We start from the raw sequence: 11032 nt of genomic DNA, 5'->3' as shown, positions 1-11032 counted from the left end.
TTTCTGAAGTGTGATCTTCCGATCTGTGCGATCCGCGAGGATCGACCGGGCGTTTCTCTTCCTGGTCTCAGTTGTGGTCTCAGTCGCGTCGACTCTGGTGCCTGCACTGAGCGGGAAGAGAGCGCCCCGTCACTCTTCGCGCGTGACCTCTGCCGGCTGGTCGAGCTGCTGCTGTCGCTTGTTTTGCTCGTCGCGCAACGTCTCAACGGTGTCAGCGAAGAGAGCATACGCTTTCTGCTCGTCTAGCCCGAGATACTTGCCCACGCGAAGCTCGACCGCCTCGTATTCTCGTTCAATCGCGTCGGCTGTCTGCTGTGAATTGAAACTGCGCTCGTGATACTTGAAATATCCGGTAAATCCTGCGGATAGGCCCACAGCGGCACTCGCCGCGACAGTCAGCCATCTAGCTTGACTGAAGGCTACTGACGCTGTCGCAATGGCGGAAGTGGCTACCGAGCCGACAATGATTATGCTCTGGAAGCGGTTATGAATTCTCCGCGTTCTCCCGGCATCCTCGCGAAACTGTGAAACTAGATCGGGAACGTCGTCTCTGTAGCGCTTCTGAGCCAGCAGTGCAGGGTCCTCTTTGCTGCTCGTGTTCGTGTCTACGTCCGCTTGCGTGCGTCGCCGGACCACGTGGAGCTTCTTGATGAGGATGCGAGTCGTGCGCATCCGCTTGTACTGCCAGTACGCCAGTACTGGCGAGGCGAGCAGCGATGCGGCGAGTGCTACGTACAGGTGGTTTGAGAAGCGGTCTAAGTCTCCGACGTTGAAGAAAGTGGCAACTACTGCGGCGGCAGCGAGTAAGAGGTTGCCGACGAAGATCCAAGCTATGCCGACCTTGCGCCATAATTGTTGGAGGTGAAGCTTTTCTTCTGCGTCGAGAATCTGACTGCGGACGTAATCAGGGTGCCAGCCGTTGGAGCTGTTGTCGATTACTTCCTTCCACCGGTTTTCGCTCGCCGAACCACTAATTCTTTCCCAAAGCCGCGATATCCCCGACCACATGGCGTTACGCTATGACCACGCACCTCGCTCAACAAGATGAATTCGTGTCGCCTTCTCGACAGTTGTCTTAGAGCCTGTCGTGTGCTGAGAGGGCCGGAAGTGCCGCGTTGGCACTGGCAACCTCCGGCCCTCTAACTAATTGATGCCGTTCTTTGTCTGACCAGAGCAGCCCACCAACGCGCTGGGCGATGTCCCGCCGGACCTGTGCGGTGAGGTGTTGGTATCGGGCTGCCATGGCGGAGTTGGACCAGCCCATGATGCCCATCACGGCGCGCTCGGCAACGCCGAGGATCAGCAGCACCGTTGCGGCGGTGTGTCGGGCGTCATGCAACCGGCCGTCTCGTAGCCCGGCGAGCTTGAGCAGTCGCTTCCACTCGTCGTAGTCAGTGCGTGGGTTGACCGGGCCGCCGGTCGGCGTGGCAAATAGCCAGTCACTCCCTTCCCAGAGTTGGGCTGCGGTAGCCCGCTCCTGGTCCTGCTCTTCACGGTGCTTGCGTAGCAGCGCCACCAACTCGTCAGGTAGGCCGATGCTGCGCCGACCGGCCCGAGACTTAGTGTCGGCGGTATCGGCCCGTATCTGGCGGCGGTCAGGACAGTGGCCGCCGTGCTTTCGGCCGCACGGTGAGCGGCACCCGTGCTCCCACCTCGGCCGCTGCCGGCCGCGCCGGACGGTCAGGGTCCCGGCGTCCAGATCAACGTCTGGCCATCTCAGGCCGAGTGCTTCCCCCTGACGCAGACCGAGGGCCAGCGCGACCGCCCACCGCGCGCTGTTGCGTCGGCCATGGGTGGCAGCCATAAGCCGTTGCACCTCGGCGACCGTGTATGGCTCAATCTCGCTTTCTGGCAGGCGCGGTGCCTTGGCGAGGGTGGCCGGGTTCTTGGCCAAGTGCCCTCGGCGTACGGCCTCATTCAGCGCGGTTCGGATCGTGCGGTGCGCTTGGTGGGCGGTCGCCGCGGCGCTGCCCGTCTCTTGCATCCGGCGATAGAAGCGCTCCAGGTGCTCAGGCTCCAAGCGCTCGATCCGGTGGGCACCGAGACCGGGAATGAGGTGCCGGTAGACAGCGACCCGGTAGCCGGCGAGGGTGTTCTCTCGCACGGCCGGGGCAGCGATGTTTTCTACCCAGTGGGTGAGCCAGGCCTTCACCGTCCAGCGCTGGCCGGCCTTGCGGACCGTGCCGCCGTCCCGCTCCCGTTCCAAGAGTCGGACCTTCTTGATGACCGCAGCTTCCGTCTTTCCCCGGACGTGGCGGCGATCCGGCGATCCGTCGTCCCTCACCCCGACCGTGACCCGGCCGTGCCACGAGCCGTCCGAACCCAGGTAGATACTCGATGCGCCGTTCGGCTTGCGTCCCATTGGCTGTCTCCTTTCGTCAGGCGGCGCGGTCGAGGTGGGTCGGCTCGGCGAGCAGGTTCCGCACGTATTCGTCGAGGCAGAACGTCGGCACCCGGCGGAGGCGGCCGATGGTGACGGTGCGGATCTGGCCGGTCTTGATGAGGGCGTACATGGTGGTGCGGCCGATGCCGAGGCGGCGGGCGGCTTCTTCGATGGTCAGGACGACGCGAGTTTCTGGCGTGGGCACGGCTTCTCCCCGTGGTTCCGCTGGGTTGAGAGCGCCGGTGGGTGGGCGTTCTCGTCGGGCGAGGGTCAGTTGCTAGGTGCGGCAGGCGGATCGATGACGTCCGTTAGAGCGGGCGGCTGAGATCGCCGTAGGACCAAGATTTCGGGCAGGCCGAGGTGATGGCATGGGCCGGTTCGGCTCAGGGGCTCTCAGCGGGCCGGTCTGCGCGGGTCGGTCCGGTGGTCGGCGCTCGCTGTGGGAGGGGCTGAACCATCTCCGCATCTCCGCATCTCCGCAAACATGGCTGTGAGCTGGGCGAATGCTTGCGGAGATGGTCGGAGGCGGTGAGGGGTCATCTCCGCAAAGAGGTGGGATCTCCGCAGTTGGTTGCGGAGATGCGGAGATTGATGATCCTCATGGTTTTGATCTCCGCAGGGTGTTTTCCCAGGTGGTGAGGGGTCGGTGCGGCGTTGCGGAGATGCGGAGATGGTTCAGCGGGTTTCACCCCTCGTGCCGCTCGACCCAGAACACGGACCGGTCACCCCGGTCGTTGCGGCCGGCACGGATGACGTGCTCCCCGCGCCACCGCCCGGCCTGCCCGGTGAGGAGTCGGCCGAGTTGCAGCGGGTTGGGTAGTCGGCCGTTGTGGGTGGTGATGAACTGCCCGTCCCACGGGTCGTTGACGTCGCTGCCGAGGTGCATGGGCTCGCCGTCTTGCCGGAGTTCGGCGGCGGTCATTGCGCGGCCGCCGTGGCGGTCGTGCCAGCAGGTGAGGAACGCGCGCCAGCGCGTTTCGTCTTCATCGATCTCACGAATGTCAGCCGCATTGGTGAGGAATCCGTCGATGCCGTGGTGGGCGAGGAACCCGCCGAGGGCTTGCGCCCACGGGGTGAACTGCCGCATCGACAACCCCGACACCCGGGGTGCTCCCCGGCGCGTCCAGTCGAGGACCAGCACGAGCAGGTGCCACAGGACGGTGAGTTGGTTGGTCGGGTCGGTGATCCACTGGTCGAGGTGGGGGATGCCGAACCCGCGCTGGTCGCGCAGTTCGGGGCGGGGCATGTCCGGGTCGAGCCGTACCCGCACGGTGCGGGAGGCCATGTCCCCGCCAACCTGGAGGTTGTTGCCGGTGGCCATCCAGAGCCGGTCGTTGACGGTGGCGACGTTGCGCGACGCGCCTAGCTGCCGGTCGGACCAGACGCCGGAGGTGACGAGCTGGGCGAGCACGGCGGAGTCGATGACGGTGCCCTCGGCGAGGTTGTCCCAGATCACCACGCCGACCTGCTCGGCCAGCACCGCCGTGATGGACTTGCGCAGTTCCTCATCGGAGTAGGCCCAGGTCATGACCCGCTGCCCGTAGAGCATGCCCGGCCCGGCGGTGAGGATCGTCTTCCCGGATGAGGGCATGGTGGCGTCGATCAGTGCGAACGGCGTTAGGGATCGGGTGAAGTGCCGCAGGATCGGCGTGGCCAGCAGCGCGACGTAGTTAGCCCGGTCAGCCGCGGATGCCCACGGGAAGTCGCGCAGGAACCGGCCGAGCAGGAACGTGCGCGCCTCGTCGACCTGCTCCGGGGTCGGTTCGTCCGGCACCTGGGGAAGCGCCACCTTGGATGCCAGGTAGAGGCCGGTCGCCGGGTCGTAGCCCGGTTGCTGGAGCAGGGTGCCGTCCCGGCGCAGCACCGGGGCACCGATGATCCCGCGCAGCGGCGGCACACCCGGCCACGTCTTACCGGCCAGCACCGACGACAGGATGTCTCGGGGCGGGGTCACTTCGTCTTCGTAGACCTCGGGGTCGCCGGTGTCGCTCTTGCGGGTCTTGAGCCGGTACACGTAGGCGTGCTCGGCCAGCAGTCCGGCCAGTCCGGCGGGGTTGACCATGCTGGCCGATACCGGCAGCGGGGAGTCTTCGTCGGCGGCGGTGGCCAGGCCGCCGGAGACGGCTTCCATGTGCACGAGGGAACCGGCGGACACGTACGTGTCGGGTAGCAGCCCGTCGACCAGCGCCGCTTTGAGCACGCGGATGGTTTCGGGGCCAGAGCCGATCTGCAACCGGGTCGTCATGCCGCAGCCCTCCCCACCCCGGCGAGGGTGCGGGGGTCGTTCGCCCCGGTCCGCAGCCCCGACGCGATCGTGCGAGCGACCTCCCCGGCGGGCAGGCCGAGCGACAACGCGGCCGGTTCCAACACGGCGGTCACGTCGGCGGCGGTGAGCGCACCTCCGGCGGCAAGCTGCCCGAGCGCGACCGCTGAGGCGAACAGGGCGTGATTGCGCTGCCCCTCCGGGGCTGCGGTGAGGTGGTCGACCTGCCGGCGGATCGCTGCCGCGAGGTACGCGCCGCGCCGGTCCGGCGGAAGCGCCACCGGGGCAGGCCGGTGAGCGGGTCGCGGGGCGGGGGCGAGCAGTCCGGCCAGCCACGCGGGCAGCGGCGCGGGGTCGCAGTCCAGCGCCACCGCGTACGGGTGGCCGGCGGCGGTGCTTGCGGCGCCCACGACATACCCGCCGTGCGCGCGGGTGTCGACCTTCCACCCCAACCCGCCCCGGTCGCCGGTCGTGTTGCGCAACGCCGGGCCGCTGGTCGGGTGGCGGTAGTAGAGGTGACTGCCGCCGCTGGCCGTGGTCACGGTGTACGTGGCCTCGATACCGCCGTGTGCGGCGGCGAGGGTGGCGAAGACGCCCAGGCCGTCAAACGCCCCGGCCCACTGCGGCGGCGGGGTGTCGTCGGTGTGCTTGGGCACGTCGAGGTCGACCACAACCAGCCCGGACGGGCCACACGCGATGCCGATCCCGTAGGGGCGAGTCGACCACGCCCGGCGGATGCGCTGCGGGTCGATGGTGGCGCGTTCCTCCCACCCGACGTGACGGCCGGCGGCGCGGCAGCGCGGGTCGATGCCGGGGCAGTGCTCGGCGGTGCAGCGGTTCGGGAACGCGGGCCGCTTGGCCGCATCCGGGTTGTCGGGTCGGTCGTCGGGACGCAGCGGAAAGACGTACCAGCCGCGCGCAGCGTGCGCGAGCGCGGCCGTCAACAGGTCAGGCATGGGGCATCTCCCAAGGCTCAGGGGGGATGGAGGTCACGCCGGGCGGCGTGACGCGCGCTCGGCGGCGAGGTCGACCACCGCGCCACGGCCGGTCGACCGCCGCCCGGCGGCGACGCTCAGCCGCAGATAGAGCCGGTAGCGGCCGGCATCGGCACCGGTCAGCGCGTGGCGGGAGCCGCGTTGAACCACGTGCCCGGCATCCGCCAGCGCGGCCGTAGCGGTGTCCAATTCGGCGCGGGTGCCGACTAGCCACACCTCCAGGCCGTGAGGCGCGGCCATCAGGCAGCCCGCCCGGGTCGGGGGCGACTCAGGATGGCGGCGCGGGTCACGGCCTGCCGCAGGTCAGCGAGCAACCCGACCAACTGCCGCCGCGCGGCCAGATCGGACGGCGCGAGCGCGACCCTGACGCGCACCTCGGCGTGCTCGCGCCCGGCGGCGGTACGCACCCGCACCAGCACCGCGCGGGAGCGGCCGGGCACATCGACCACGATTTCGTCGGATCGGTGCTCACCGAGGCCGCATCGGTGGTCTTTGCCGCACCAGTCGGTGTGTCCGTCGCGGCCGGCGCGGCGGGTCATGGGTGGCCGTCGCGGTACTCGGCGCGGATGAAGTCGATGAGGCGTCGGCCGGGTCGGACGCGGATGCCGGTGCCGTCGCAGCGGCGGCAGTCGCGGCGCGTGCCGATCGCGGTGCGCTGGTAGCGGGCACCGTGGCAGCGTCCGCAGCGTCCCCACGGCGACGCGGCACACACCGCCAGGTAACACGCTGCGTAACCGAGGGTGGCGAGGCTAGCGAGCAGCAGGATGGGGGTCATGGAATGCCTCCACAGGCCAAAATGAGGGTGCGGGGGGCTGACGCCGCTAGGAACTAGGGCGCTGGCCAGGATTGGGATTGGTTGCTAGCGGGGCCGCTAGGTCTAGCGGAGGGTGGTGCTAGACCTAGCGGGCCAACCGCTGCCCGCCTTAGGCGGCTTTGTCACCCCGGCGCTTGTTACGCTCCGCAACCGCGTCGGTGATGTCCTGACGTTCGATGCCGCGCCGGTTCGCGCCCTTGCCGGTGGCCGGGTCGGTGCCCCACACCTGCCCGGTGGTGATGCCGTAGGGCTTGAGGGCGGCGGTGAGCTGATCCCGAGTCAGGTCCCCGTACGCCTCGCCGTTGAGGTCGGCCAGGCGCTCCGTCAGCGTCTCGGCCCACACCTTGCCCTCAGTCGCCGGCACAACCGTGAGGATGTCGTCAAGCAGGGTGTCTCGCCGCGCCGCCGGAGTGGCCGGGGTCTGCCCGATCGCGTGCCCCGTCAAGGTTCCGGCCGCCTCGCGCAGGGCGCGCGCCCGGTCGGTGACCTTCTCGGCGGTCGGGCCGTCGATGTAGAACGTGCGCACGATCTGCGCGTCATCGGCCGCGCCGACCAGGTAGCCAACGCCCTTGTCTTTCTTGGCGAACATGGTCGCCCGGATGCCGTTCTTGTACGCCGACGTGCCGAGGATCATGTCGTTCTCGATCTGGCCCATGACCCGCAGGCAGAACCGCGTACCCGCGTTCGCCGACACTCCGGTCGGCAGGCTCTTGGCGTCCGGCCGCTGCGTGGCCACCACGAGGATCACGCCCAGGGCGCGGCCGAGCTTGATGATTTTCTCGGCCAACTCGCCGGCTTCCTTGCCGAACTCCGCGTGCGAGAACAGCTCTTGCACCTCATCGAGCGCCACCACCAGCCAGTGAAGGCCCAACTTCTTGCGCCGGGCCAGCTCGGGGGTGACCTTGTTGTCCGGGCACACCGCCTTGGGTAGGCCCTTGATGATCGCGGCGCGGCGCTGGCACTCCTTGCGCAGCTCCCGCAACGCCAACAACCCCTCCTCGGCGGTGTCGTCGTCCTGCCCCGACGCGTACCGGGCGGACACCTTCTCCAGGGGGTCGAGTCCGCCGGTGCCCTTGAAGTCGAAGCACCACAGCTCCGCGTACGGGTCGAGGGCTGCGGCCAGCAGCGGGACCTGGGTCGCGGCCGTCTTGCCGTAGCCGGGAATCGACCCGATCAACACGTTGGTGTATGGCAATTCGAACGAGATGACCCGGCCGCGCGGGTCGGTGCCGAATGGCACCGGCCGACCGAGGTCGAACCCGCCGGACGCCTTGAGCAGCGGCCAGACGGCCGGCTTGGTCGCGGCCATGTCCTGATCCCCGACCCAGAGCAGCAACCGCCCGGGGTGCACCTCCGGCTGCCCTTCCGGCCACACGCACCCGAGAGGGCGGGTGAGGCCGGGGGCGAGCCGGTCACGGCGCTCGATCACGTCCCCGGCCGTCACACCGGGCGGCAGGTCGATGTCCGCCCGCCAGCCGGGGCCGTCACGCACGATCGGCGCGGTAAAGCCGATCGCCCGGTGGCCCTGCTTGGCGATGGCCTGACTGATACCGGAGATGCCCAGCACGGCCAGGGCGCGCACCACCACATCGGAGGTCAGCCGCGCCACCCTCGGGACGACCACGGCGGTATCCAACAGCGGCTTGTCGGCCGGTTGCCCGAGCAGCCCGCACAGCGTGACCAGCAGCGCCAGCACCGACCACCGCGCCCACAACGGGGCCAGGGCCACGGCGACGCCACCGGCCAGCATGACCGCGAGGCTGAACGTGACGACGATGCCGCGCCAGCGCACCCGCCGGTCGCGTTGCTTGGACAGCTTCAGGTACAGCTCCCCGTCTTTGCTGGTGGAGGTGGCCTGCCGGTGCGGCTCACCCTCCCAGTCGAACAGCCACCGGGTCGCCCCGGACACCATCCGCCACGCCCCGCCGGGGGCGCGCAACGCCAGCTTGGCGGCGTACTTCGGCAGCCGCGTCGCGTGGTAGCCGGTGGTGTGCAGCAGGTGCCCCACCGCCCAGCGCATCACGTCGCGCAGCTCGGCGCGCGAGCGCAACCACGCCGGCAGGATCGGACGCCGCTGCCCGGCGCGAACGCCGTCGAGGGTGAACCGCGGGGAACGCTGCGCGGCCGGCGAGTCGACCAGCAGCGGCCCGCCGTCGTCGTCGGGGGTGCGGGCGGCGCGGGCCGCGTCGAGGTCGAGCACCTCGGCGTCCGGCCCGGCCGGGTCGGTGAGGTCACGCTCGGCGGCGTGCCAGTCGAAACGGTCGTCTCCATGGGGGGACGTCATGATGGTGTTTCCTCCATCTGATCCGTGAGGGTCGGGGGTTGAGGGCCGGCGGCGCGGCGCAGGTTGGTAGCCAGGTAGCCGCGCCGCCGGGCGGAACTAGTCGTGCGTGCGCACCAGGTGCGCGAGGGCGGCACCCATGCCAAGCACCGCGACCGGAAGGCAGGCAACGGCGGTGGTGATCCACCACGGGGCCGAGGTGACCCCGGCGGCCTCCAACAGGTGGTAGGCGACCTGCCCGAGCGCGCCGATGGCGAGGGAACCGAGGGCGGACCACTTGGCGAACCGGCGTGCTCGCTCGGGCACCCGACCGGACAGCCACACGTACAGCGCGTACGCGCCGTACGTCTCGACCCCGATCGGGAGGGTGATCGCGCTGTTGATGGAGAAGCTGTCCCAGATCCCGGGGAGCGGGTGCACGATGCCGAACCCGGTGAGTCCGCCGAGGCCGACCCACCCGGACCAGATCGCGACGAACGCGGGCAGGGCCAGCAGCACCACCGGCCACACCACCGCCGACCGGACCGGCGCGGGCGGGGCGGGCGTGTCCGGGCGACTGACCGGCGCGACCTGCTCGACCGGCTCGGGCGGGGTGATCTCCGGGGCGGGCGTCGGGTCCGGTACGACCGGCGGCGCGGGCTCGGGTGCGGCCGGCGCGGGTGCCGGGTCGGGGCTGGCCGGGTCGGTGGTGTTGGCCGGCGGCGTGGCGGGCGTGGTCTTGAGCAGCGCGAGCAGTTCGCCGGCCTTCGGTGCGCCGATGCGGAACTCCCGCATGAGCCGGTTCCGCGACGGGAACACCTCCCCGTCCGGCAGGTCCAGCGCGCGGGCGGCGGGCAACAGGTCTTCGATCGGTTGCGGGTAGCGGGTGCCGTTGATGGTGGGGGCGGTCATGCTGCGTCCTCCTGGGGAAAGGCGCACGCGAGGCATTCGCCCAGCGAGCGCGGGATGAAGTACGGCCGCACCGTGTGGCAGGTGCGGCAGGTCCGGCGGGCCGTGAGGGCCTTGCCGATCGCGGCGCGCTGCGCGGGGGTCGCGGTGCGCTTCGGCGCGGCCAGGTCGACCCGGTACAGGTAGGCGGTGCGGGTGCCGCCGACGCCTCGCCAGAGCACCTGAGCGGCGACGGGTTGACCACCGGGGCGTAGTCCGGCGGCGGTCAGTTGACGGCGGGTGGCGTAGCCGGGCGGGGCACCCTGCCACCAGTAGGTGGGGATGCCGTACCGCGTGCCGTCCGGGTCGTGGAAGGCGGCGCGGATGCGGGCCATCAGGCCGCGCGGCGCGGGTCGGTCCGGGTGGCGGTGTCGGTGGCGGCGCGGGTGACGCGGGCCTCGGCCCGGCGCACCCGACGCCAGTCCAGCGGCGACGGTCCGCCGTGGTCCTCGGCGTAGATGAGCGTGATTTCGGCGTCCAGCAGGTCCAGCTCGGCCGCGATCAGCGGCCACTCCGCGTCGATCGCGGCCAGGTCGGCGGTGGTCGGTTCGGCGGTGATGAGGGCAAGTCGGTTCCGCACGGGAAACCTCCGGAGAGTCGTTGCAGTGGGGAAGTCATGCAGTACGCGCAACCCGCTTCACTCGCCCCGCTCGCCCGGGATCTACCGGGGTCGACCACCAAGTGGCTCAAGGCAGAGATGCTGCTCAGCAGCGCTACGCGCACTCATTCCTGTCGCTGTGAAGTTGAGAAATAACGACCTGATCCGGCGACCCATGGGCGTTCGGCAACTACGTGCCGTCGTTCCCCGGACCATCCGGCCGGCGTAGCTGATTTCAGCGCTAAAATTAGCGCTGAAGTTGTGCGGTGTCAACGAGGTGAGGGGACTAGGATCAGCGGATCAAGCAGTCAGACTGGGAGGCATCGGGTGGAGGATTGGCAGGCTGTGGCCAGCGCAATCAACGGCCGGATGGCCGATTTGCCGCTGTCGCAACAGGAGTTGGCCGAGCGGTCCAAGGTGTCGGTTGCCACCCTGCGTGAGCTGCAAAAGGCGACCGCGACCCGCAAGCGGTCGGCGCGCACGCTCGCCGCGATCTCGCAGGCTCTCGGCTGGCCGGACGACTACCTTCGTGCCGTGCTGACCGGGGCCACACCGCCGGACGGCGGCGGGGGAGTGGGACGGGCGGACAGTTCGTCGCTGGTACTCGCACGGCTGGACCAGCTGCACGCCGAGGTGCGGCGGCTCGCGGATGCCGTAGAGCGGATGGGTGTCGATGTCGGTCATGGTGATAAGGACACCAGTTCCGAACGCGCATCCGAACGCCGTTCACCAGCCGGGTAAACGCCGTCGACTAGGCATCGACTAGGCGCG

The 11032-nt window shown here is 69.6% G+C and carries 13 protein-coding genes; 1 reads left to right on the top strand and 12 read right to left on the bottom strand.

What is annotated here, in order from left to right:
- Nucleotides 1-129 precede the first annotated feature (129 nt).
- From ACWER9_RS26725 to ACWER9_RS26670, 12 genes are all read right to left on the bottom strand, one after another.
- Entirely contained in the window at nt 130-1008 is an 879-nt protein-coding gene (locus tag ACWER9_RS26725) for a DUF4231 domain-containing protein (protein WP_452304430.1), read from the bottom strand.
- A gap of 67 nt (nt 1009-1075) precedes the next feature.
- Nucleotides 1076-2362: a tyrosine-type recombinase/integrase gene (locus ACWER9_RS26720; protein WP_452304429.1), complete on the bottom strand. Its 1287-nt coding sequence runs from the start codon at nt 2360-2362 to the stop codon at nt 1076-1078.
- A 16-nt stretch (nt 2363-2378) separates the two neighbouring features.
- Nucleotides 2379-2588 carry a helix-turn-helix domain-containing protein gene (locus tag ACWER9_RS26715; protein ID WP_452304428.1) on the bottom strand — a complete coding sequence of 70 codons (210 nt, stop codon included), beginning with the start codon at nt 2586-2588 and terminating at the stop codon, nt 2379-2381.
- Nucleotides 2589-3068: 480 nt separating this feature from the next.
- Nucleotides 3069-4628 carry a hypothetical protein gene (locus ACWER9_RS26710; RefSeq protein ID WP_452304427.1) on the bottom strand — a complete coding sequence of 520 codons (1560 nt, stop codon included), beginning with the start codon at nt 4626-4628 and terminating at the stop codon, nt 3069-3071.
- Complete coding sequence (locus ACWER9_RS26705) at nt 4625-5602, bottom strand: bifunctional DNA primase/polymerase (RefSeq protein ID WP_452304426.1); 978 nt, start codon at nt 5600-5602, stop codon at nt 4625-4627. Before ACWER9_RS26705 ends, ACWER9_RS26710 begins: the two co-directional genes overlap by 4 nt.
- 33 nt (nt 5603-5635) lie before the next feature.
- The gene (locus ACWER9_RS26700) at nt 5636-5881 is read right to left on the bottom strand and encodes a hypothetical protein (RefSeq protein ID WP_452304425.1); all 246 of its coding nucleotides are present in this window, start codon (nt 5879-5881) and stop codon (nt 5636-5638) included.
- Nucleotides 5881-6180 (bottom strand): hypothetical protein, encoded by a 300-nt coding sequence (locus tag ACWER9_RS26695; RefSeq protein ID WP_452304424.1) that lies wholly within the window; start codon nt 6178-6180, stop codon nt 5881-5883. The genes ACWER9_RS26700 and ACWER9_RS26695 overlap by 1 nt, the downstream gene beginning before the upstream one ends.
- A complete protein-coding gene (locus tag ACWER9_RS26690; RefSeq protein ID WP_452304423.1) occupies nt 6177-6416 on the bottom strand; it encodes a hypothetical protein in 240 nt (79 codons plus the stop codon). The genes ACWER9_RS26695 and ACWER9_RS26690 overlap by 4 nt, the downstream gene beginning before the upstream one ends.
- Before the next feature lie 148 nt (nt 6417-6564).
- Complete coding sequence (locus tag ACWER9_RS26685; RefSeq protein WP_452304422.1) at nt 6565-8739, bottom strand: cell division protein FtsK; 2175 nt, start codon at nt 8737-8739, stop codon at nt 6565-6567.
- A 96-nt stretch (nt 8740-8835) separates the two neighbouring features.
- Nucleotides 8836-9627: an ABC transporter permease gene (locus tag ACWER9_RS26680; protein ID WP_452304421.1), complete on the bottom strand. Its 792-nt coding sequence runs from the start codon at nt 9625-9627 to the stop codon at nt 8836-8838.
- The gene (locus ACWER9_RS26675) at nt 9624-9998 is read right to left on the bottom strand and encodes an RRQRL motif-containing zinc-binding protein (RefSeq protein WP_452304420.1); all 375 of its coding nucleotides are present in this window, start codon (nt 9996-9998) and stop codon (nt 9624-9626) included. Before ACWER9_RS26675 ends, ACWER9_RS26680 begins: the two co-directional genes overlap by 4 nt.
- The gene (locus tag ACWER9_RS26670; RefSeq protein WP_452304419.1) at nt 9998-10243 is read right to left on the bottom strand and encodes a DUF6284 family protein; all 246 of its coding nucleotides are present in this window, start codon (nt 10241-10243) and stop codon (nt 9998-10000) included. Before ACWER9_RS26670 ends, ACWER9_RS26675 begins: the two co-directional genes overlap by 1 nt.
- Nucleotides 10244-10588: 345 nt before the next feature.
- On the opposite strand from ACWER9_RS26670, the gene ACWER9_RS26665 reads away from it, so the two are divergent.
- Nucleotides 10589-11002: a hypothetical protein gene (locus ACWER9_RS26665; RefSeq protein WP_452304418.1), complete on the top strand. Its 414-nt coding sequence runs from the start codon at nt 10589-10591 to the stop codon at nt 11000-11002.
- Nucleotides 11003-11032 lie beyond the last annotated feature (30 nt).

The organism is Micromonospora sp. NPDC003944 (assembly GCF_053605225.1).
Note: the sequence above shows the minus strand (reverse complement) of the source record. Positions and strands in the feature narration are given on the sequence as shown.

What these genes read in the sequence shown, in the direction of transcription:
- ACWER9_RS26725 (WP_452304430.1), bottom strand. Translation starts at nt 1,008, where the DNA reads ATGTGGTCGGGGATATCGCGGCTTTGGGAAAGAATTAGTGGTTCGGCG.
- ACWER9_RS26720 (WP_452304429.1), bottom strand. Translation starts at nt 2,362, where the DNA reads ATGGGACGCAAGCCGAACGGCGCATCGAGTATCTACCTGGGTTCGGAC.
- ACWER9_RS26710 (WP_452304427.1), bottom strand. Translation starts at nt 4,628, where the DNA reads ATGACGACCCGGTTGCAGATCGGCTCTGGCCCCGAAACCATCCGCGTG.
- ACWER9_RS26705 (WP_452304426.1), bottom strand. Translation starts at nt 5,602, where the DNA reads ATGCCTGACCTGTTGACGGCCGCGCTCGCGCACGCTGCGCGCGGCTGG.
- ACWER9_RS26700 (WP_452304425.1), bottom strand. Translation starts at nt 5,881, where the DNA reads ATGGCCGCGCCTCACGGCCTGGAGGTGTGGCTAGTCGGCACCCGCGCC.
- ACWER9_RS26695 (WP_452304424.1), bottom strand. Translation starts at nt 6,180, where the DNA reads ATGACCCGCCGCGCCGGCCGCGACGGACACACCGACTGGTGCGGCAAA.
- ACWER9_RS26690 (WP_452304423.1), bottom strand. Translation starts at nt 6,416, where the DNA reads ATGACCCCCATCCTGCTGCTCGCTAGCCTCGCCACCCTCGGTTACGCA.
- ACWER9_RS26685 (WP_452304422.1), bottom strand. Translation starts at nt 8,739, where the DNA reads ATGACGTCCCCCCATGGAGACGACCGTTTCGACTGGCACGCCGCCGAG.
- ACWER9_RS26680 (WP_452304421.1), bottom strand. Translation starts at nt 9,627, where the DNA reads ATGACCGCCCCCACCATCAACGGCACCCGCTACCCGCAACCGATCGAA.
- ACWER9_RS26675 (WP_452304420.1), bottom strand. Translation starts at nt 9,998, where the DNA reads ATGGCCCGCATCCGCGCCGCCTTCCACGACCCGGACGGCACGCGGTAC.